The sequence below is a fragment of the Paraburkholderia azotifigens genome, from assembly GCF_007995085.1.
In the GTDB taxonomy this organism is placed as follows: Bacteria; Pseudomonadota; Gammaproteobacteria; order Burkholderiales; family Burkholderiaceae; genus Paraburkholderia; species Paraburkholderia azotifigens.
In genome coordinates this window covers 2,250,807-2,271,884 of record NZ_VOQS01000005.1, presented here as the reverse complement: position 1 = coordinate 2,271,884, position 21,078 = coordinate 2,250,807, and the positions used below count along the sequence as shown (strand labels likewise).

Annotated in this window: 22 protein-coding genes; 9 read left to right on the top strand and 13 right to left on the bottom strand. The window is 62.7% G+C overall.

Features of this window, described 5'->3' with window-relative positions; translation table 11 throughout:
- Positions 1-723 precede the first annotated feature (723 nt).
- On the bottom strand, positions 724-2,313 hold the full coding sequence (locus FRZ40_RS42285) for an aldehyde dehydrogenase (NADP(+)) (protein WP_147238249.1): 1,590 nt from the start codon (positions 2,311-2,313) through the stop codon (positions 724-726).
- A 240-nt stretch (positions 2,314-2,553) separates the two neighbouring features.
- Here FRZ40_RS42285 and FRZ40_RS42280 point away from each other — a divergent pair, with 240 nt between their 5' ends.
- Both FRZ40_RS42280 and FRZ40_RS42275 read left to right on the top strand, forming a co-directional pair.
- The gene (locus FRZ40_RS42280) at positions 2,554-2,868 is read left to right on the top strand and encodes an NIPSNAP family protein (RefSeq protein ID WP_009770001.1); all 315 of its coding nucleotides are present in this window, start codon (positions 2,554-2,556) and stop codon (positions 2,866-2,868) included.
- Between the two features lie 71 nt (positions 2,869-2,939).
- Positions 2,940-3,908 (top strand): cyclase family protein, encoded by a 969-nt coding sequence (locus FRZ40_RS42275; protein ID WP_028365282.1) that lies wholly within the window; start codon positions 2,940-2,942, stop codon positions 3,906-3,908.
- A gap of 63 nt (positions 3,909-3,971) precedes the next feature.
- Here the strand turns inward: FRZ40_RS42275 and FRZ40_RS42270 are convergent, their stop codons facing one another.
- The 4 genes from FRZ40_RS42270 to FRZ40_RS42255 all read right to left on the bottom strand — a co-directional run bounded on the left by FRZ40_RS42270 (position 3,972) and on the right by FRZ40_RS42255 (position 8,574).
- Positions 3,972-4,760, bottom strand: coding sequence for an SDR family oxidoreductase (locus FRZ40_RS42270; RefSeq protein WP_028365281.1), 789 nt, complete (start codon positions 4,758-4,760; stop codon positions 3,972-3,974).
- 17 nt (positions 4,761-4,777) lie between these two features.
- Positions 4,778-5,980 carry an alpha-hydroxy acid oxidase gene (locus FRZ40_RS42265; RefSeq protein WP_079482448.1) on the bottom strand — a complete coding sequence of 401 codons (1,203 nt, stop codon included), beginning with the start codon at positions 5,978-5,980 and terminating at the stop codon, positions 4,778-4,780.
- Positions 5,981-6,049: 69 nt separating this feature from the next.
- On the bottom strand, positions 6,050-7,366 hold the full coding sequence (locus FRZ40_RS42260) for an MFS transporter (RefSeq protein WP_147238248.1): 1,317 nt from the start codon (positions 7,364-7,366) through the stop codon (positions 6,050-6,052).
- Positions 7,367-7,434: 68 nt separating this feature from the next.
- Positions 7,435-8,574, bottom strand: coding sequence for an iron-containing alcohol dehydrogenase (locus FRZ40_RS42255; protein WP_028365280.1), 1,140 nt, complete (start codon positions 8,572-8,574; stop codon positions 7,435-7,437).
- Between the two features lie 180 nt (positions 8,575-8,754).
- Here FRZ40_RS42255 and FRZ40_RS42250 point away from each other — a divergent pair, with 180 nt between their 5' ends.
- Positions 8,755-9,690 carry a LysR family transcriptional regulator gene (locus tag FRZ40_RS42250; RefSeq protein WP_028365279.1) on the top strand — a complete coding sequence of 312 codons (936 nt, stop codon included), beginning with the start codon at positions 8,755-8,757 and terminating at the stop codon, positions 9,688-9,690.
- An 80-nt stretch (positions 9,691-9,770) separates the two neighbouring features.
- Here the strand turns inward: FRZ40_RS42250 and FRZ40_RS42245 are convergent, their stop codons facing one another.
- Positions 9,771-10,199: an SRPBCC family protein gene (locus FRZ40_RS42245; RefSeq protein WP_147238247.1), complete on the bottom strand. Its 429-nt coding sequence runs from the start codon at positions 10,197-10,199 to the stop codon at positions 9,771-9,773.
- A 10-nt stretch (positions 10,200-10,209) separates the two neighbouring features.
- Positions 10,210-11,229: an aldo/keto reductase gene (locus tag FRZ40_RS42240; RefSeq protein WP_147238246.1), complete on the bottom strand. Its 1,020-nt coding sequence runs from the start codon at positions 11,227-11,229 to the stop codon at positions 10,210-10,212.
- Positions 11,230-11,329: 100 nt separating this feature from the next.
- On the opposite strand from FRZ40_RS42240, the gene FRZ40_RS42235 reads away from it, so the two are divergent.
- Positions 11,330-12,247 carry a LysR family transcriptional regulator gene (locus tag FRZ40_RS42235; RefSeq protein WP_147238245.1) on the top strand — a complete coding sequence of 306 codons (918 nt, stop codon included), beginning with the start codon at positions 11,330-11,332 and terminating at the stop codon, positions 12,245-12,247.
- 182 nt (positions 12,248-12,429) lie between these two features.
- Here FRZ40_RS42235 and FRZ40_RS42230 read toward each other — a convergent pair whose 3' ends face one another.
- Complete coding sequence (locus tag FRZ40_RS42230) at positions 12,430-12,792, bottom strand: translation initiation factor Sui1 (RefSeq protein ID WP_028365272.1); 363 nt, start codon at positions 12,790-12,792, stop codon at positions 12,430-12,432.
- Between the two features lie 94 nt (positions 12,793-12,886).
- Between FRZ40_RS42230 and FRZ40_RS42225 the strand changes: the two genes are divergently transcribed.
- Positions 12,887-13,108: a hypothetical protein gene (locus FRZ40_RS42225; protein WP_147238244.1), complete on the top strand. Its 222-nt coding sequence runs from the start codon at positions 12,887-12,889 to the stop codon at positions 13,106-13,108.
- A 188-nt stretch (positions 13,109-13,296) separates the two neighbouring features.
- On the opposite strand, the gene FRZ40_RS42220 is transcribed toward FRZ40_RS42225, so the two are convergent.
- Entirely contained in the window at positions 13,297-13,824 is a 528-nt protein-coding gene (locus tag FRZ40_RS42220; RefSeq protein ID WP_147238243.1) for a MarR family winged helix-turn-helix transcriptional regulator, read from the bottom strand.
- Positions 13,825-14,251: 427 nt separating this feature from the next.
- Here FRZ40_RS42220 and FRZ40_RS42215 point away from each other — a divergent pair, with 427 nt between their 5' ends.
- From FRZ40_RS42215 to FRZ40_RS42200, 4 genes are read left to right on the top strand one after another with little or no spacing between them, the layout of a single operon-like run.
- Complete coding sequence (locus FRZ40_RS42215; RefSeq protein WP_147238242.1) at positions 14,252-15,121, top strand: transporter substrate-binding domain-containing protein; 870 nt, start codon at positions 14,252-14,254, stop codon at positions 15,119-15,121.
- A gap of 21 nt (positions 15,122-15,142) precedes the next feature.
- Positions 15,143-15,787 (top strand): amino acid ABC transporter permease, encoded by a 645-nt coding sequence (locus FRZ40_RS42210; RefSeq protein ID WP_147238241.1) that lies wholly within the window; start codon positions 15,143-15,145, stop codon positions 15,785-15,787.
- The gene (locus FRZ40_RS42205; RefSeq protein ID WP_147238240.1) at positions 15,784-16,443 is read left to right on the top strand and encodes an amino acid ABC transporter permease; all 660 of its coding nucleotides are present in this window, start codon (positions 15,784-15,786) and stop codon (positions 16,441-16,443) included. Before FRZ40_RS42210 ends, FRZ40_RS42205 begins: the two co-directional genes overlap by 4 nt.
- Positions 16,440-17,339: an amino acid ABC transporter ATP-binding protein gene (locus FRZ40_RS42200; protein WP_147238239.1), complete on the top strand. Its 900-nt coding sequence runs from the start codon at positions 16,440-16,442 to the stop codon at positions 17,337-17,339. The genes FRZ40_RS42205 and FRZ40_RS42200 overlap by 4 nt, the downstream gene beginning before the upstream one ends.
- A gap of 52 nt (positions 17,340-17,391) precedes the next feature.
- On the opposite strand, the gene FRZ40_RS42195 is transcribed toward FRZ40_RS42200, so the two are convergent.
- From FRZ40_RS42195 to FRZ40_RS42180, 4 genes are all read right to left on the bottom strand, one after another.
- The gene (locus tag FRZ40_RS42195; RefSeq protein WP_147238238.1) at positions 17,392-18,222 is read right to left on the bottom strand and encodes a phytanoyl-CoA dioxygenase family protein; all 831 of its coding nucleotides are present in this window, start codon (positions 18,220-18,222) and stop codon (positions 17,392-17,394) included.
- Between the two features lie 73 nt (positions 18,223-18,295).
- Entirely contained in the window at positions 18,296-19,498 is a 1,203-nt protein-coding gene (locus FRZ40_RS42190) for an amidase (RefSeq protein WP_147238237.1), read from the bottom strand.
- Complete coding sequence (gene hpxZ, locus FRZ40_RS42185) at positions 19,498-19,887, bottom strand: oxalurate catabolism protein HpxZ (protein ID WP_147238236.1); 390 nt, start codon at positions 19,885-19,887, stop codon at positions 19,498-19,500. Before hpxZ ends, FRZ40_RS42190 begins: the two co-directional genes overlap by 1 nt.
- Positions 19,884-21,077 carry a YlbE family protein gene (locus tag FRZ40_RS42180; RefSeq protein ID WP_147238235.1) on the bottom strand — a complete coding sequence of 398 codons (1,194 nt, stop codon included), beginning with the start codon at positions 21,075-21,077 and terminating at the stop codon, positions 19,884-19,886. Before FRZ40_RS42180 ends, hpxZ begins: the two co-directional genes overlap by 4 nt.
- Position 21,078 lies beyond the last annotated feature (1 nt).

Genomic DNA, 21,078 nt, shown 5'->3' with positions numbered 1-21,078 from the left:
CGCCTCCCGGTACCCGTCTATTAACTCACGTTCTGTCGCGCGAAAACCTCACGTTGAAAACGGCATAGCATTTTTCCTCGCATCGACAAGATCACATCCTCTCGGGCATATTAGTTTGAAATATAAATACTTCACAAGTTACGGTGATATGAAATGAAGCCTGCTTTTCATTACCATTTTCTGACCGCACAGGTTGTCGGATGTATGGAAGATTTGCTTAAGGCGTTTGGAGCAAGACCACACTGCGCCTACATGCGAATCGCATCATGCGCATTGATCGAATTCTTACGGGCCAAGGTCGTTGATTGGCTTGGCGATCGACCAGCGGCGGCCCGGACCCTGGCGAGTGAATAGCCTGTGTTGCCGGGCACAATCAACGCCTGAACGCCCGATCGACGGCGCAGGCGAAGAACGCTAGCGTGCGGGCTGCTGTGACCGATAGCAGTAGTGTCACGAAGCGACCGTTCGGCTCTGTGTTCGATCCGATGCTGCGAATGACAGAAGGCGTTTTGTATCTAGGGCTGGCGCGACAGGCTTGATGCATTGTCGTTGTCCTTGCGGCTAGATCAGAACAGTTCGCCTAGGCTGGCATCCATCAGGCAGTCGCTAACCCCGACCGAACGACCGTCGAGCGTGTTCCTTTAAACCAGTACGTCTTGCCCTTCTCATGACCTCGCCGCCGCAAAGGCAGCGGCGTAATCGCGCCGACCTGGGCAACGACGATCAAGCGCGCTGCGCCAATGCGATCTTCCCGTCGACGAGACGATTGATTCGCCACGGGTTGCCCGTTTTCAACGACTCGGGCAGCAGCGCCTCCGGCATGTCCTGATAGCTCACCGGCCGCAGAAAGCGGCGGATCGCGAGGCTGCCGACCGAAGTCGAACGACCGTCGGCGGTGGACGGATAAGGACCGCCGTGGACCATCGCATGCGCGACTTCAACGCCCGTACCAAAGCCATTGACGAGCACGCGGCCCACGCGTCGCTCCAGTGACGGAAGGAACGAACGCGCCGCTGCGTAATCGGCTTCATCGATCTGCAACGCCGCCGTCAGCTGTCCTTCCAGCGATTCGATCAGTTCACGCATCGTGTGCAGATCTGGGCAACGCACGATCAATGACGCCGCGCCGAAAATCTCTTCCTGTAATTCCGTTTGCTCACGAAACGCGGCGGCGCTGGTCACAAAGAGCGCGCCTTGTCCCTTGTTCGCGCCGGTCGCAGGCTGCGCGCGCGCCACCGTCTGCACCTGCGGATGTTCGGCGAACTTCGACACCGCCGTTTCAAACGCCCGATGAATGCCGGGCGTGAGCATCGTTGCGGCCGGCGCCCGTCTCAACGCCTCCGAAGCCGCAGCCACGAAGCGATCGAGTGCGGGACCTTCCACCGCGAGAATCAAACTCGGGTTCGTGCAGAACTGCCCGGCACCGAGCGTCAACGATTGCACGAAGGCCTGAGCGATCGCTTCGCCGCGCTGCTCAAGCGCATGCGGAAACAGCAACACCGGATTGATGCTACTCATTTCCGCATAGACCGGCACCGGCTCGGTACGCGCGGCGGCGACTGCCATCAACTCCGTTCCCGCATGGCGCGAGCCGGTGAATCCGACCGCCTTGATGCGGGGATCGCGAACCAGCCCCTGGCCGATTTCACGGCCGCTTCCGAACAGCAGCGAGAAGGTCCCCTCTGGCATTTCGCAGTCCTTCACCGCCTTCTGCACGGCCATGCCGACCAGTTCCGACGTGCCGGGATGCGCGGCATGGGCCTTGACGATCACCGGGCACCCAGCGGCCAGTGCGGAAGCGGTGTCGCCCCCTGCCACCGAGAACGCCAGCGGAAAATTGCTGGCACCGAACACCGCGATGGGGCCGAGCCCGATGTGCCGCAAACGCAGATCGACGCGCGGTGCCGGTTTGCGCTCGGGCTGAGCCGGATCGATGCGCGCTTCGAGAAAGTCGCCTGCTCGCACGACACCCGCGAACATCCGCAACTGGCCCACCGTTCGCGCGCGTTCACCCTCGATTCGCGCGCGCGGCAAGCCCGACTCCGCGACGCAGCGCTCGATCAACGCATCGCCTGCTGCGAGGATGTTGGCTGCGATCGTCTCCAGAAAATCCGCGCGGGCTTCGAGCGTGGTTTCGCGGAAGATATCGAAAGCGGCCCATGCCAATGCACACGCTGCATCGACGTCTTCGAGCGTCGCGCCACCGAAGCCCGGTTCCAATCGTTCGCCGCTCGCCGCGTCGATGGCATACGACACGCCGTTCGTTCCGCGTCGCACGCTCTGGCCAATCAACAAGTTCCCTGCGATGTTCATTTTCATTTCCTTGATGGGATAAGTCGACGCCCTGTCCCGGGCGTCGTTATTCACTCGACTGTGCTCGCGTCGCTGCAATTTCGACCTCGCAGCACCTTCACGGAATGATTTCAAACCGGCTGGCAAGCGTCAACGCTTTGGACATGACAGCTCGTTATAGCGCTATAAGAAGCTCTCAATTTAAAGGCTATTGGATGATTTCTATACTGACTTTCTGCTTGATTTGGAAAGTACTCGTTCATGTTTTATGAAATGCGAACCTATACGGTTCAACCAGGAAAGCTGAAGGAATATCTTCAGAACTTCGAAGCGGAAGGCTTGCCTATCATTTCGCGTCACGCGAAGCTGATCGGCTGGTGGTACACGGAAGTCGGCACATTGAATCAGGTCGTGCATATCTGGGCATGGGAAAGCCTCGACGAGCGCGTTAAGCGCCGTGCTGCGCTGCTCGAAGATCCGAACTGGATGAACAGGTTCATCGCAAAGGCCACGCCGCTGCTCATCGATCAGGAATCCCGCATCATGCTGGCCGCCTCCTTCTCGCCGATCCGCTAGGCAAGCATCCGTCAGGCAACAACTCAAAGGCAAGCCACTTCGTGCTTGCTTCAACAACCAAGGAGACAATCATGTGTGTGCCGAATCCCAAAGGCAATCCAGACGTCAAGCAACTGCTCGAAGGCTTGCCCAGAAACTGGGGCAAGTGGGGACCCGACGACGAAGTCGGCGCGCTGAACTATCTTCAATCGGCGGAGATTCTGCGCGGCATCGCCGCGGTGCGACAGGGCAAGACATTCACGCTGCAAGTCGATATCGGTCATGCGAAAGGCGAGCCGCTATTTCCCGGCCGGCGCCCTTCGATGCGCATGAACGTGCTCGATAAAGGCCATTTTCTGGCAGGCAAGGCACACTTCGACGGTAACGTCGAATATGCCGACGATGTGATCTTCATGCATGTTCAAGGATCGACGCAATGCGACGCACTCGGCCACGTCTGGTACGACGACACCCTCTGGAACGGCTATGACGCGATGAGTACCGTCGGTGGCCTGGCGCGCGCCAGCATTCTGCCGATCGCCGAGCGCGGCATTGCCGGTCGCGCCGTGCTGATCGATATGGCGCGTCACCGCAACAAGCCCGTGCTCGACAAGGGCGAAACGTTCGACCATCGGGATCTGCTCGATGCCGCGCGCGCGCAGGGCGTGACCATCGAGCCGCGGGACATCCTGCTGATCCGCACCGGCTGGATCGGCTCGTTCTACGAGCGCGACGCGGATGAGTTCTATCAGGACTATATGGAGCCGGGCTTGACGTTCAGCCGTGAACTCGTCGAGTGGTTTCGGGAGATGGAAATTCCTTGTCTCGTGACGGATACGATGGGCAACGAAGTCACTGTCGATCCCCTGTCGGGCGTTATGATTCCGCTGCATAACGCGCTGATGCGCAACCTGGGCGTCGTATTTACCGAGGTCGTGCTGCTCGACGAACTCGCAGGCGACTGCGAACGCGACGGTCAATGGCAATTCCTCTATACGGCTGCACCGCTGAAGATCGTTGGCGGCACGGGTGCTCCCGTCAATCCTCTCGTCATCAAATAAGCACGCGTAGCGCGCATGCCTCGGTTGTCGGGCATGCACGCTACGTCAGCCGCAGTCCGTGCGTCAGAAGGTGCCCGGATAGGCGCCGCCGTCCAGCAGCACATTCTGACCTGTCAGATATCCGGCCTGCTCGCTGCACAAGAAGGCGCAGAGCGCCCCGAACTCCTCAGGCGTTCCGAAGCGCCCAGCCGGAACGATCTGGCGCTTCGCTTCCAGCGTCGTGTCGTAGCTCTGACCATGCGCATCGGCCGCTGCTCGCGTCGACTGACGCAAACGGTCGGTTTCGAACAGCCCCGGCAGCAGATTGTTGATGGTCACATTGGCCTGCGCAATACGCTTTTGCCGCGCCAGTCCCGCGACAAAACCCGTCAGCCCCGAACGCGCACCGTTCGATAGTCCCAGCACGTCGATCGGCGCCTTCACCGCGCCCGAAGTGATATTGATGATGCGGCCGAAGCCCCGCTCGGCCATCCCGTCCACGGTTGCCTTGATCAACTCGATCGGCGTCAGCATGTTCGCATCGACTGCGGCGATCCAGTCCTCTCGCGACCAGTTGCGAAAATCGCCCGGCGGCGGGCCGCCCGCGTTGTTCACGAGAATGTCGATGTGAGGGGCCGCCGCCACTGCAGCGGCGCGCCCTTCGCTCGTCGTGATGTCACCGGGCACGGTCTTGACCGTGACCGCGGGATTGAGCATACGCAGCGCGTGTGCGGTCGCCTCGAGCGCGTCACTGCCGCGTGCCGTGATGACAACGTTTACACCCTCCGCGACCAGCGCTTGTGCGCAACCTTTTCCCAGACCCTTGCTTGCCGCGCACACCAGCGCCCACCGACCTTTGATGTTCAGATCCATCCAGCTTGCTCCTTGATTTAAACGATTGCCGTCTCTGCGCGATCCTGCGACTCGCCCAGGCTGCCGCGCGACAGCAGATCATGACGACGCTGAAAAAGATTGTGCCGGCCGATTTCGCCGATCGTTCGCACGCCCGACAAGGCCATGCTGACGTCGAGTTCGCTTTGCAGTATCTGCAGCATTCGCGTGACACCGGCCTCGCCCATTGCGCCGAGTGCGTACATGAATGCACGTCCGACCATGGTGCCTTTCGCGCCCAGCGCGAGCGCCTTCATTACGTCCTGCCCGCTGCGAATGCCGCCATCCACCCATATTTCGATCTTGTCGCCGACAGCCTCGACGATCGCCGGCAACGCTTCGATGCTGGGCGGCGCGCCATCCAGTTGCCGCCCGCCGTGATTGCTCACGACGATGGCATCGGCGCCGATCGATGCGGCCATGCGCGCGTCCTCGACGCTCAGGATGCCCTTCAGCACGAGCTTGCGATCCCAGCCGCGCCGGATGGCGACGAGATCGTCCCAGCCGAGCGTCGGGTCGAATTGTTGCGCCACCCACTTGCTGATCGCGATGACGTCGTCGCCGCCCTTGATGTAGCCCGCCAGATTGCCGAACGTTTTGGCGCCGCGCAGCGCACGCATCATCCAGCCTGGCTTCGACGCGAAATCGAGCAGGTTGGAAGCCGTGAGACGCGGCGGAACAGTCATGCCGTTCTTCAGGTCCTTGTGCCGCTGGCCGTTGATCTGCAGATCCAGCGTGACGACGAGCGCCGAACAGCCAGCCAGCTTCGCGCGCTCGATCAGCGACGCATTGAAGCCGCGGTCGCGCATCACGTAGAGCTGAAACCAGAACGGTGCGGCGGTATGCCGCGCGACATCTTCGATCGAGCAGATGCTGACCGTCGACAAGGTGAACGGCACGCCGAAGCGCTTTGCGGCAAGCGCGCCGAGCATCTCGCCGTTCGCCCACTGCATGCCGGCGAGGCCGGTTGGCGCGATGGCAACGGGCATGGTCACTGGCTGACCGATCATCGTGCTGGCTGTGCTCCGACCTTCGACATTCACGGCCACTCGCTGCTGCAGCTTCAGGTCGTCGAACGCGCGGCTGTTCTCGCGGTACGTCGATTCCGAATAGGAGCCGCTATCGACATAATCGTAAAACGCCTTCGGCACGCGCTTCTTCGCCATCAGACGCAAATCCTCAACACACGTAATGACTGACATTCGATCCCTGCACCTTGACTGTCTATCGGTTTGAAACTGCCGTGATGTGGCTGCCGCGCTCGCTGCCGTTCAGTCGGCCGCCTGCACGGTTGCAAGCACGGAACCCTCTTCGTGCTCTTGCGTGACGCTGACGGGCCTGCGCACCATGACCATGTAAGCAACGGCGGAAAGCAGCGCGACGGCGGCGCTCACGATCAGCGCGTTCACGAACGAATGCGTGCGGTCCACCACAAGGCCGGTGACGATCGGCGCAGCCGATCCCGCCAGGAAGCCGCCGAAGTTCTGGATGCCGCCGAGCGACGCCACGGCGTGACGGGGCGCGGCGACACTCACGAGCGACCATGCGCCGCCGGATGCCATGTTGAGGAAGAACATCGCCACCGAGATGTACACGATGGCCATCGAGGCGGAAGGCGTCAATGCAGCTGGGACGGTGGCCGCCGCCGCGCCGACGAGCCCCACGCAGATCGGCCACTTGCGACTCGTGATCGGAGCCATGCCTCTGCTGTAGAGCCAGTCGGCGATATAGCCGCTTCCCACCATGCCGAGCGTGCCGACCAGGTACGGAATCGCCACGACCCAACCCGCGCGCGCGATGCTCATGCCGCGTTCGTGCTCCAGATACGCGGGCAGCCAGGTCAGATACAGCCACACCATGTAGATGACGCCCATGAAGCCGAACAGCATGCCCCACGTCGTGCGTTGCGCGAAAAGATTGCGCCACTGCGCGCCGTTCAGCGGTGCTGCGTTGGGTTCTTCCTGCGCACCTTCGGCGAGATGGGCCTGCTCGTCGGGTGTCAGTTCCACTTCACTGCGGTTGCGATACACCGCGTACCAGCCTAGCGCCACCAATATGCCGAACACACCCGTGACGATGAACATCTCGCGCCAGCTGAGGCTCAGCATGAGCGCAGTGAGGATCGGCGGCGCAATCGCGGGGCCGATCGTCGAAGAGGCCACGAAAATCCCCGTTGGAGCGCCGCGATCACGCAGCGCGAACCATTCGCCGATCACCTTCGCGCCGGCAGGAAACTGCGGCGCTTCGCCGATGCCAAGGCACACCCGTGCGAGGAAAAACTGCTGGATGCCATGTACGAAGCCAGTGCACAGCTGCGCGACCGACCAGAGCAACATGCCTGCGCCGAGCATCAGCCGTGCGCCCAGACGATCCAGCAGGACGCCGACCGGCAACTGCGCGAATGCATAGGACATCGAAAACGCGGAAAGCAACAGACCCATTTGCGACGCGCTAAGCCCCATTTCGCCGCTGATGGTGCTGTTGGCTACCGATAGCGCGCTACGGTCGAGATAGTTGACGCAGCCTGCCAGCGTCAAAAAGAAAATGGAAATGCGCTGGATACGACGCAGCTTTTTGCTCGCCTGCATGTTGAGTGTCTCCGGTTGATTTGTTGGAGTGCCGTCTGCGCGGCACTGAGTCAGTCAGATGCGATGCATCAGAGCGATGCTTCCAGCATGGCGCGGTAATCGCCATCGGACGCTTCGCGGGGATTGGTCTTGTGGCTGTGGTCCTTGAGTGCGCCCCTGATGATGTCGGGGAACATCGCGGGCGTGACGCCCAGTTGCGCGAGGCCGGTCGGCAAGCCGAGCCGCTGCGTCATGGTCCGCACTGACGGCGCCACCTCCACACCGTTGCCAAGCCCCATAGCGGTTGCCATGCGGTTGAGCTTGTCCTCGTCGCGCACGGATGGCGCGTGCTGATTGAATTCGAGCACCGCGGGCAGAAAGATCGCGTTGAGCGTGCCGTGATGCAGGCGCGGATTGATGCCGCCAAGCGAATGACTCAAGCTGTGCACGCAGCCAAGGCCTTTCTGGAATGCGAGCGCGCCTTGCATCGATGCGCTCATCATGTTCAGTCGCGCCACACGGTCGCCCGGTTCACGCGTCGCGCGCTCGATGTGACGCCATGCGCGCCACAGTCCGTCCAGCGCGATGCCGTCGGCGGGTGGATTGAACGCGCTCGCGAGGAAGGTCTCGATGCAATGTGCGATCGCGTCCATGCCGGTCGCCGCCGTCAACGCGGGCGGCAAGCCCAGCGTCAGATCCGGATCGCAGATCGCCACGCGCGGTACCACGAACGGCGAGATCACGCCGACCTTGCGACCGTCGTCGAGAATCAGAATGGCGCCACGCCCCACTTCGCTGCCGGTGCCCGCTGTCGTGGGCACGGCAATCACGGGCGCGGTTTTCGTGGTGATGTTCGTCGCGCCGCCTTCGATCACGGCGAATCGTTGCAGCGGCCCTTCGTGAGTCGCGCAAACGGCAACGCCCTTGGCCAGATCGATCGCCGAACCGCCGCCCACGGCGACGATGCCGTCGCAGTCGCCCGCGCGATAGGCCGCCACCGCGTCGCGCACCGCAGCCTCGTTGGGGTTCGGCGGCGTGCCGTCATAGATCGGGACGGGCGCCGTGCCAGCGAGCGCGTCGAGCACGGTATCGATGATGCCTGCTGCCCGGATACCTCTGTCCGTGACGATCAACGGCCGCCTGATACCCAATCGCTCGCATTCGCTGCCAAGCAAACGGATCGCACCGTAGTCGAACTGAATCTGCGTGATGTAGTTGATGAGAGACATAGGAATGAGCGTCAGTTATAGTGGCTGTAGCGCCTCGGCGCCGGACTCCAACGGCCCATAACCGGGCCGTCGCGTTGATGCTGGCGCTTTTTAGACGCCGTGTGTGGGCCAGTATAAGGAGGCACCCATTTCTCAGTAATTGAGAAGATTTGATACAGATATAACTTTCCCTCAACCCTCATGACACCGCCGCTCAACTCCATCATTTCCCGCCTGCATCTGAAGCAACTGCGGCTCCTGATCGCCCTCGGGGATCACGGGTCGTTGCTGAAGGCGGCGCAGCAGGTCGCGCTCACGCAGCCGGGCGCCAGCAAGGCCTTGCAGGAAATCGAAACGACATTCGGGACACCGCTGTTCAATCGCACGAACCGGGGACTCGAGCCCAACGAAGCGGGACGCTGCGTGATTCGCTACGCACGCCTGATCCACACCGATCTGTCGCACATGCGTGAAGAGATCGTCGGGATCATGCGCGGCCAAGGCGGCCGTGTGGCGGTCGGTGTGATCATGGGCGCCGTGCCGCTGCTCACCGATGCGATTACTTCGCTGATCGCGCGAAACCCCGAAATCTCAGTCGAAATCGTCGAAGACACGAGCGCAACATTGCTCAGCCAGATCGACGAAGGCCGGCTGGATCTGGCGATCTGCCGGACGACGATCAGTCAGACGCCGCAGCACTACGAAACCACGCGGCTGCAGGAGGAAACGCTCGCAGTCGTGGCCAATGTGCAGCATCCGCTGCGGCGCGAGAAGAAGGTCAGGCTTCAGGACGTCGCGGAATACCGCTGGGTGGTGTATCGCGCGAACATGCCGATGCGGCTATTGCTGGAGCGCGAGTTTCGCGAAGCCGATCTTCGCTTCCCCATGCATCTGCTCGAAACGACGTCTGCATTCGCCACGCTCGCGCTGCTGCAGAGCAATCCGTCGTTCGTCGCGCTGGTGTCGATCGACGTCGCGCAGTTTTTCGCCAGTCACGAGATGACGTGCATCCTTCCGCTGCATCTTGCTTCGCGTAGCGAGCCTTATGAACTCGTCACCCGAAAAGGCGCGCAGCTCTCGCCCGGCGCGCGACAGCTGATCGAGGAGCTGAACGCCAAACATGGCGGCGAAGCGTAATGCCGTCGGGTGCCGTGCGTCCCGCGTGATCACGGGCCCGGATGCCTGATAGTGCGTCATCGGGCCCGAATCCACGCAAGTTACGCGATGCCGTTGTCCGCGAACGATGCCGCCAGCGCGCGCAGACCGTCGCGATAGATACCTTCGAAAAGCCTCGATGCTTCGTCGTCGCTCACACCGTTCGGCGTGAACGCACCGCTCCAGTCGACCAGCGACGCACCCGCCTCTTCGCTCTCACGCACCTGCAGCGTCGAGCGATAGCCCGTGACGGGAAACGGCGCTTCGAGAATCGAATAGGTATAGCTGCGCGCGCGGTTGTCGAAGGCTTCCAGACGCTCGACGATCACATCCCCGGCCGGCGTGGCAAGACGCCGCACACGTCCGCCTTCGCTCAATTCGCTCGACGGAATGTAGGGCAGCCAGTCCGGCAGCGAATCGAAGCCGCCGATCAGTTGCCACACCTTGTCGGGCGAAACGGGAATGCGGATCGACGCATTGGCTTGGGCCATGTCAGTCTCCTTAAGCCTTGACGGGCAGCGGTGCATTGGCGGCGACCAGACCTTGCTCGCGCAACTCGCGCCAGAAGTCTGCGGGAATCACTTCCTTGACGGCAGCGTGGTCTTCCGCGATGCGCTCCGGCTTGCTCGCGCCGGGGATCACTGCGGCGACAACCGGATTGGCCAGCACGAACTGCAGCGCGGCGGCCTTGACGCTCACGTTGTGACGCGCGGCGATCGCCTTGATACGTTCGACCTTCGCGAGAATCTCAGGCGACGCCTTCTGGTATTCGAAGTGTGCGCCGCCCGCGAGCACGCCCGAGCTATACGGACCGCCGACGACAATCTCCACATTTTTCGCGGCAGCGGCCGGCAGCAGCCGCTGCAATGCACGCTCGTGATCGAGCAACGAATAGCGGCCTGCGAGCAGGAAGCCATCCGGTTTCACTTCCGAGAGATCGAGCAGCAGTTCGCACGGCTCGACGCGGTTGACACCCAGCCCCCACGCCTTGATCACGCCTTCGTCGCGCAGACGATTCAGCACACGGAACGCGCCCTTGCGTGCCGATTCGAACATGGCGAGCCATTCGTCGCCGTAGAAGTCCTGCGCGACGTCGTGTACCCAGACGATGTCCAGACGATCCGTCTTCAGGCGCGTCAGGCTGTCTTCGATCGAGCGCAGCGTCGCGTCGGCCGAATAGTCGTTGACGATCTTGTTCGGACGGCCAAAGGCGAACACATCCCCTTTCTCGCCGAGATCGCGCGCGCTGACGTCCTCGATTTCGTCGAGAATCACGCGGCCTACTTTCGTGCTCAGCACGTAGTCGTCGCGCCTGCGGTCGGAGAGCGCATCGCCAAGCCGGATTTCCGAGAGGCCGGCGCCGTACAGCGGGGCCGTGTCGAAATAACGCACGCCTTGATCCCACGCTGCCTTCACGGTTGCCAGCGCTTCTTCCTCGGGGATGTTGCGAAACATGTTGCCCAGTGGCGCAGCGCCAAAACCCAGCTGCGTGCCGGCCGGCAGTTTGTCCTTGATGCTCATGACTTGCTCCTTTGATTGAGTCGGTAGCGCAAAGTCTAGGGTGACAAGTTAAGTCTGTCTAAGACATAATTTGACAAACTTAAGTCCGGAGAGGTCTTATATGCTAGATATCCGTCAACTGCATTATTTCGTCGCGGTCGCCGAAGAGGAGCACGTCGGGCGCGCCGCCGAGAAGCTGCATATCTCGCAGTCGCCGTTGAGCCGCCAGATCGCGCAGCTCGAGGAAAATCTCGGTCTTACACTATTCGAACGTTCGCAGCAGCGGATCCGGCTGACTACCGATGGGCGCACCTTTCTCGCGGAAACGCAGGCGTTCCTCACGCACGCAAAACGGCTGGAATCGTTGGCGCGGCGTCTTGGGCGCGGCGACGAAGGGGGGCTGTGCATCGGCTATCTGGAGAACGCGATGCACTCCGGCGTGCTGCCTCGCGCGCTGCGGCAACTGCGCGCGCAGAAGCCCGACGTGCACATCGCGCTTTACAGCTACCGGTCGGCCGATCAGCTAACCGGCTTGCGTCAGCGCAGCCTCGATATCGCGCTCGTTTGCGAGCCGCTATCGTCCGACGACCCGGACCTCGAATCAGCGCTGGTCCTCGACGATCCCATGCTGCTCGCGATTCCCGAGGACCATCCGCTGGCGAACGCGTCGCGCTTCACACCGGACGATCTGGCGGCGCAGAAGTGGATTGCTGTGATGTACGAAGAAGGCGCGCTGCGCCACGATAATTTCATTGCAGCATGCGCGAAAGCCGGGTTCACACCCGATATCGCGATGGAAGCCACCGAGCCGCTGGCGGCACTCGGTCTCGTCGCGGCGGGCCTCGGCGTCACGATGATCCAGCAAAGCCTGCGGCGCCATGCGCCCGCTGGCGTGGTGCTGCATGAACTGTCGTGGTTCAGTTATCGGACGGCGCTATGGGCGGCGTGGCATCGGGTCAACCTGAGACCACTGGTCGAGCATTTCCGCAAGACGCTGCTACATTCAGGCGCGGTGCCGCTAATGTCTTCAAATACATAAGCGGCACAGCGACGACTTGCGCAGTGACGCGTGACCCCGCGAAGGCATTTCGCTCGCCCGACCGAACGTCCGCTGCGTGATGGGGAATGGCCGTTCGAATGACCGTGTAACGTCGATGGCGTATGGCGGCAACTGGCCGCACGCGGTCCATCACCTGTTCGCGTGACCGCGCATTCGCGCGATCAACCTCCGGCCCGCTTCGCAGCGTGGCCGTCTTTTCTGAGCACCTCGATGATCTGCTCGCAATGGTCCCCCTGTACTTCAATCACGCCATTCTTGATCGTGCCCCCGGAACCACAGACCGTACGCAACTGCTTCCCGAGCAACGCCAAGGCAACAGGATCGAGCGTCAGCCCTTTAACGATCGTCACGCTTTTCCCGCCGCGGCCCTTGGTCACACGGGTTACCCTTACCGCGCCATCACCTACCGGTTCCGCCTTGGCGACCATTTTGCACACACACTCCGCGAGCGCGCGTCTACACTCGGGACACATCCGTCCGCCATCGGTCGAATAGACCAGGCCGCCTTTTGAACTACTCTTCATGATTGACTTAGTGAACGACTGATCGGAACGAGTTTAGCAGGGTGCATCCCAATGGCCGTAGCAAACCAATGCAGACGCCCTGTTCGCCGCGGGCGTGAAGGTCGATCTGCCGGTTGACGGTCGTCGGACCGCGGCTATCACCACGAGCGAAGGCGTCGACCTGTACCTCGAACCGGGCGAACACCTTTTGCGCGCCAACGTCGGCGTCCTCGGCCTGGTGTTCTCCACGTCCACCATCCACGTGCCCAGCACGTTTCCGATCTATCGGATCGACATTACGGAGGACGACATCAAGCTCCAGCCATCTATCGAATGACGGATGCTGGCAGAAAAGGGGCGGAGAGTGACGCTCGTGAATGCGGCCACGAACCGGCTACGCAACAACCGGGTGCGAGGCTCGGATAAATCAATAGCTGTTGTGCAGCCAACAGAACGGCTCGCAATTGCGCATTACTCGCGTGTTACGCGATCAGCTCGGCAACGTGACAACTCCGGCTATCGGTATCAGGCATCGGTCAGGCTCACAACGGGCGTGCGGCTAAGTTCGTTGCTCTTTTCGACTAGCAGCAGCAGTTGCCTGAGAAACGTCTTACGCTCCTCGACTGGCAGCGCGGCAATGGTCCTCTCGTGCGCTCGCGCGACGGGTGACTCCAGCCGCGCGAGCAGCGCATGTCCCACGCCAGTCAACTCCGCGACCTTCTTCCTCCGATCCATGCGCGACACACGGCTCTGCACGAAGCGCCGCTGCGCCAGCCGCGCGATCACATCCGCCGTGTTCGCGCGATCCAACCCCACGGCGCGCGACAGCACGACCTGCTCCGAAGGTCCCAGCTGCTCGAGCGCCGTGAGAATGCTGTATTGCACCGGCGTAATGCCTTCGGCCGCGCATTCTTCCATGAAGAGAGCCACGTGAATCTGATGCAGCCGCCGGATCAGAAAGCCGGGCCGTTGACTGAGCGCCGTGTCGCGCCATGTGAGTACCGGCTCCGTGTCGTTGTCGTCGGCAAGGCCAGTTGTCGTTAATGCGTCCATGTGCTGAGAGTTCCGTTTGCCTTGCATGCTGATCGTCGATGCGCTGCGCGCGATGTTCGTCAGCATACATCGCATTTTCCTCCGGACGAAGATCCCACCCGCTGAATTCCGTGCGGATTTGCCTTTCGGCAAGCAATCCGCGGATTGCCCGTATCGTATGTCGCAACTCGGTGCGCCTATGCACGATTACAAGGCTTTTAAAACATGCGTGGTGCACCACGCATTTTTGCGCCAACACCCTTTTCGGACCTTATGCCCCGCTGCATCCGTCGCTCGCGGAGAAAGAGATCGTTGGCATACCCCTTGCATATTCAAAAGCAGAATCGTCAGTATCCAAACAAATTAGCGATTCGATGATCATCTTCGCTGATCGCGTGCGCAAGAAGCGTTGCGCGCGCGGTTGCTACCACTATCAAAGGGGCTCTTCATGTCAGTCCGTCTCACTCGCCGCGATTCTGCTCAGTCGAAACAGCGCACCGCCGTCACGTTCCTGCGCACATGTGCATTTGCGCTCGTCGCCACCTTCGGCATCGTTCACGCGGCGCACGCTGCCAGCACCGAAGAAATCAAGGCACGCGGCTATCTGAGCGTCGCAACCGAGGACGACTACAACCCGTTCGAGTTCGTGGCTGACGGCAAGAACACGGGCTATGACAACGACCTCCTCGCGCTGGTGCGCAAAAAGATCGGCATCGACGTGAAGCAGCAGATCATGCCGTGGTCCGGCATTTTGCCCGGCGTGACCACCGGCAAGTACGACATGGCGCTCACCGCCGTGCTCGTCACCGAAGAACGCAAGAAGACCTTTGACTTTGCCTCCCCGACCTGCGAAGCCATCACGTTCTATGCAACGAAAAAAGGTTCGCCGATCAAGACCCCGGACGATCTCGTCGGCAAGGTAGTCGGCGCAGAAACAGGCAGCGCCATGCTCGCGGACCTGAAGCTCTTCGACGAACAACTGAAGAAGAAGCATGGCGGAAATGGCATCAAGCAGATCATCGAATACCAGTCGTACCCGGAGGCCTATCAGGATCTCGGCGTCGGTCGGGTCGACGCTGTCGCCAACACGCAGATCAGTCTGAACTCGCTGGCCAAGACCCGGCCGGATGTGTTCACCGTCGGCCAGGCGATCGGCAAGCCGACCTATATCGCGTGGGCCGTGAAAAAGGGCAACACCGACGTGTTGAAGATGGTCGATGCCGCGCTGCTCGAACTGCGCAAGAGCGGCGAGATGTACCAGCTTCAACAGAAGTGGCTCGGTGCGAGCTACAAGGACATGCCGCAGTCGGTCAACTGACGTCTTCGTGATCCCGCATCGATGAACGCCTTCGACTATTGGAGCATCGCTCAGGGGGCGCTGGCGACCGTGGTTCTTTCGGTCGTCAGCATCGTGCTCGGTGTCCCGCTGGGGCTCGGCCTCGCACTGATCCGCTGGGCACGCGTGCCGTTCCTGAACCGCATCGTCGTCGGCTATGTGAGCCTCATCCGCTCATGTCCGGCCGTGACGCTCACGCTACTGATCTTTTTTGCGCTGCCGCAGTTCGGCATCTCGCTCGATCCGACACCGGCCGCGATACTCGCGCTCACCATCAGCACCGCCGCATTCAACTGCGAGATCTGGCGCGCGGCCCTGATCAACTTTCCGCGCGATCAATACGACGCGGCGCTCGCCTTCGCGATGCCGCGGACAGTGCGCTTTCGCCGCATCGTGATGCCACAGATCTGGCGCGCAAGCCTGCCGGGCCTCGTCAACGAAATGACCTTGCAGATCAAGTCGACGCCCGCAGTCGCCGTGATCGGCATCGTCGAGATCACGCGCGCGGCTTTGCGCGTCGGCGCCCGCACCTATGATCCATTACCGCCTTTCGTTTTTGCGCTCGTGCTTTACGGGCTGATCGTGTTCGTGCTCGTCAAGGCTCAACGCATAATCGAGCGCCGCCAACCCGTGGAGGCTCGCACATGACGGAGCACTTCCTGATCGTCTGGCAACAGCGCGCGGACGTGCTGTCCGGCCTGCTCGACACACTCGGTCTGCTTGCGGTGGCGGCGGTCGCCTCGCTCGTGCTCGGCGCGCTGCTGACGCCCGCGTTGATGTCGAAACGCCCCGCAATCGCGCGGCTCGCGACGCTCTATGTCGACGCGATGCGCTGCGCGCCCTTCCTGCTGTTCGTCTATCTGATCTATTTCGGCCTGCCCACGGCGGGCATTCGTCTGTCGAACTGGTGGGCCGGCGCCATCGCGCTGATTCTCTACAACACCGCCTACATGGCCGAGCTATTACGCGGTGCGTGGGCCGGTCTGCCCACGCCGATGATCGAAGCCGCGCGCGCCTATGGCTTTCATGGCTTCAGTCTGGTTCGCCGGATCATCCTGCCGCAGGTCTTCACCGTCGCCTTGCCGATGATCGGCAATCAGCTCGTGCAGATCGTCAAGGACAGCGCGTTTCTCACGGTCATCGCAGTCGGCGAACTCACGCATCAGATGAACGGCATTCAGGCAACCTATTTCATTCCGTTTGCCGCGTTCGTCACGGCTGTGCTGCTGTACTGGGCCATCTGCCTCGTGATCGAAAGCGGCAGCGGCTTACTCTCGAGATTTGCCGAGGAACGCAGAGCATGAACATTTCGAACGACGTCCCGCCCACCATCATGCGCGCAGCCGATGCAGCCGGGCCATCGTCCAGCCTTTCCGGCGAAGCGGCGCGGCCAGGCACCGAAACAGTCCTGCAACTCAACGGCATCTCGAAGTCGTTCGGCGAGAACAAAGTGCTGCGCGACGTGTCGCTCACCGTGCACAAGGGCGAGACCGTGTGCCTGCTCGGACCGTCGGGTTGCGGCAAGTCGACGCTGCTGCGCTGTGTGAACTGGCTTGAAATTCCCGACGCGGGCACGGTCCATGTGTCGAACCGGCGCATGGGTGTGCGCGAAGGTTCGTCCATCAAGATGAGCGACGCCGAACTCGCGCGTTCGCGTGCGCGCATCGGCATGGTGTTTCAACACTTCGCGCTGTGGCCGCATCTGACGGTACTGCAGAACGTGATGGAAGCGCCCTTGCATGTTCTCGGTCGATCGCGCGACGAAGTGCGTGCGGAAGCGGAACGGCTGCTGGAGCGCGTCGGTCTCGCGGGCAAGATGGATGCGTTTCCGTCGCGGCTGTCGGGCGGGCAGAAGCAGCGCGTGGGCATCGCGCGCGCGCTCGCGATAAAGCCCGACATCCTGCTGTTCGACGAACCCACCAGCGCGCTCGACCCGATGCTCGTCGGCGAAGTGCTGCACGTGATGCGCTCGCTCGCGCAAGAAGGAGCGACCATGGTGATCGTCACGCACGAGATGGAGTTCGCGCGCCAGGTGGCAAGCCGGGTCGTGTTCATGGATGCGGGCCAGATCGTCGAGAGCGCGCCGCCCGAGCAGTTCTTCAGCGCGCCGCAAACGCCGCGCGCGCGGCAGTTTCTTGCACGTTTTCGCGCGCCGCATCACACAGCCGACGACTGGAGCGAGACCTCGAAGCTCGCCTGAGGCGAACCCTGAATCGCAGCGTGTCGAGCGTTGCGATTCAGGGCGGCGTCATTCATTGCGGCGCGGCCATGTCCGCTGCCTGCTTCACTTCACCGTCCTTATATTCGCCCCACGTTTGCGCGAGTTCGCTCATCGAGCGTGGATCGCAATCGTATTCGGGCAGCGTGTCGGCGTCCCAGTGATCAAAGCGGTCGACGCCGCGCACGAGCGTCGCGCGACGCCGGCCCGAGGCCGAGCGGACATGCGCCGGCACGTAGAAGAATGCGAAGCCGATACGCCTGTCATCCGAACGATTCGGCAGCGAGCTGTGCGCGGTGCGTTCGTGATGCATCGAAAATTCACCCGGCTGCAGCGGCATTTCGACGGCGAGGTTCTCGTCGATACCGACAAGCGTCTGCCCTTTCGCGAGCATGTTGTCCTTTGCGTAGGTTTCGACGTGCTTCAGATCAGGGCCGCTGTGTGAACCGGGCAGCACGCGCAGCACACCGTTGATCGAATTCGCGGGTGTGAGCGCGACCCACACCGTCACTTCCTCATGCGGCGTGAGCCCAAAATAGGTCGAGTCCTGATGCCACGACACATAACGCGGATCGCGTCCGTTCTTTGCGAAGATGGACGCGCCGAACAACATGATGTCCGGCCCAATGAGATCTTCGACAGCATCGAGAATGACGGGATGACGCGCGAGCTCGACGATAGCGGGCAGCGCCAGATGACCCTTGATTTTCAGAGTCTTGTTGACGTCCTCGCCGGAAGACGCCTCGTATTGCTCGACGATGCGTCGATATTCCGCGGCCTCTTCCGCGCTGATCGCGCGCATCGGGTAGACATAGCCGTGCTGTTTGAAGTGCGCGATCTGCGCTTCGCTCAAGTGCTTCGTCATGGACGTTCCTTTTGGTGTGCTTCAATCGGAGAACCGCTTTGCTCATCCATCGCCAGGCAACGTCCCGGCGAGACTACCGCATGGCTTCGTGCACCGCGCGTGCGGCGCGCAGCACACCTTCGTCCGAGCCGCGCGCGCCGATCAGCGACAAGCCGACGGGCGCGCCCTCGAAACTCGTCCACGGCATGCTTACTTGCGGCAGGCCTGCGAGGCCCGCGACGCACAGCATCTGCTGCGAGCGCGTGCGCGCGTGATCGACTGCTTCCGCTGAAGCATCCGCGCGGGGCGCGATGCCCGGCACGGTCGGCACGAGCCAGTACGTGCCTTGCGGCAGCGCATCGGCCATCGTGCGGATCGCTTCGATGCGAACGCGCTGCGCGTCGGCGACCTGTTCGCGGGTGATGGTCCGGCTCATCGCAAAGCGCGCGCCGACGTCGGGCCCAAAGCTCGCGGCGTGCTCGTGCGCCCATGCGCCATAGCGTTGCGCGATTTCCGCCGCTTGCAGCACGCGAAACGCCTGAGCCCAATCGGCAAGCGACGCCTTGGGCTCGACGAACGTCACCGCGTCGCCGAGTGCCGGCAGCGATGCTTCGAAGCGCGCCAACACCGGCGCATCGACGCAGGCAAGCAGGTTGCGCGGCACGTGCGGGCCGAACGGTTCGTCGCGCTCCATGACGATGCTGCGCGCCAGCACTTCGAACACATCGGCGAGCCTGCGAGCGTCCCTCGCAAACCAGCCGACCGTGTCGAAGCTGTGCGCAAGCGTGAGACAGCCGTCCGCCGCGATGCGCCCGTGTGTGGGCCGCATGCCCCACACGCCGCAATAGCTCGCCGGCAACCGCACCGAGCCGCCGCAATCGGTGCCGAGCGCGATGTCCGCGTGCTCCGCCGCCACGGCCACCACCGATCCCGACGACGATCCGCCCGGAATGCGTGCGGGATCGGCGGGATTGACGGGCGTGCCATAGTGCGCGTTCACGCCGGCGAGGCTGTAGGTCAGTTCATCGGTGACCGTTTTACCGATCCATTGCGCGCCTTCTTCGAGCAACGCGCGAACAGCCAGCGCCGTCCTGGCGGCGACCGGCTGTTCGTCGCGCCACGCAAGATTGCCGCTGCCCGTACGAAGCCCGGAGATATCGAACACGTCCTTCACCGCGATGCGCAGGCCCGCGAGTTTGTCGCCCGAGCGCGGCGGACGCGCGGCGGCAGGCAACGCATCGAAGCCGTCGGCAACGAAGGCCCCGTGCAGCCCCGGTTGCAGCAGATCGTTTTGCATCACGACGGGTCCATCCAGCTGACATGCGCCGCGACCACGCGCCATTGACCGTCGATCCGTATCCACGTCTGCGACTGCCGCCCGATGCGCGCCTCGCCTTCGCGCGTGAACGCGATGTTCGCGACGGCGAAGTCCGCCCCGAAGGTCGTCACCGAACGACTCACGATCGTGCGCATCAGTCCCTTGCCCGGGCGCTGCGCACGAAAATCGCGGATCGCATCGTAGCCATGCAGGTTTTCCGTCGCGCCGAAGCGCAGCGTATGCGTGCTGTTCCAGAAGAGCGTGTCGAGCACGGCAACATCGTTGGTCGTGAGCGCGAGCTCGTATTGATCGAATGCGGCTTCGACGGCCGCGAGCGTCTCGGGATCGTTAACCGGCTCTACGCTCATACGGCATCACCCGATAGTCTGGTCAGTGCACGCGCGAAGAGTTCGGGCGGCGCCGCGTAAAGGCCTCGGCCCAGCAAGCCCGCGTGTCCGTCGGCGCCGATCATCGCAATCGCGGCGAGGGGCGCGATACCTTCCCGAACCACACGCGCCGCATCCAGCACTCCGGGCAATCCGTCGAACGCAGGATGTGGACCTGTATGGATGCGCGCTTGCCGATCGCGCCACCCCGCCGGCAGGTATGTCTCGAACGCTTGCGCGGATTCCGGCGCGAACGCGAGCGCCTGCGCACCGAAACCCGCCGCGTCGATGACGCCGCTGTCGCCCGTGAGCAGCGCGGCGGCTGTCTGCTGTTGCGGATCGCTGCGCGGCCCCTCCGGCGCGTGCGCAGCGGCGGTAACCCAGCGCGACGGGGCGCCCGCGAGCCGGATACCCACGCGTTCTCCGTTGCCCGCCAGTGCCACGACGAGCGTCGACGCGGATTGTCCATCGCTCGCGGCCGCCGACAGCATCAGCGCGCATCCGGCCATCCAGAGCGTGAGAAAAAAGAGCGGCGTCTGCGCCAGCATCGCGTCGACTTCCCCATGATCCAGACGCGAGGCGAGCAGCGCGCGCAACGCGGCGGTCGCGCCCGTGGTGCGCGCATGGAGGTCGTCGCCGTCATCGAGACCGGCTCGCGCCAGTGCGAGCAGATCGACTGGACCTCGTGCGAGCGCTTCATCGAGCGCGGGCGCGAGCACCGCATCGCGCCACTTCATGCGTTCGAGTATGCGTACATCGCGGCTGCCGAAACGGATCTGCGGACCCGCGCCGCTTCCGAGCAACGACCACGCGCGCGCCGTGGGATCGTTCGCATCCGCGACTTCGACGAGCATCGTGCGCGGAGAAACGACAGCCGCGAGCGGCGTCACCACGCCATACGCCTGCGCACATTCGAGGCGCACGTCGCCTTGCTCGATCAGGCGTTCGGCCTGAGCTTCGTCCTTCGCCCAGCCTTCGTACAGGCAGCACAGGACCGCCGACGAGCGCACGGGCACCGAGGGCTTGCGCGGGTCGTCGAACGGAGGCCCCGCGTGCAGCAGCGTGAAGTCCGGAAGACGCACCGCGTCGCACGCCGCCACGACGCCGCGCCATTGCGGACGCACCGCATGCACGCGGCTCAGTGCCAGCACGTTAGCATCGTTGGCACGCATG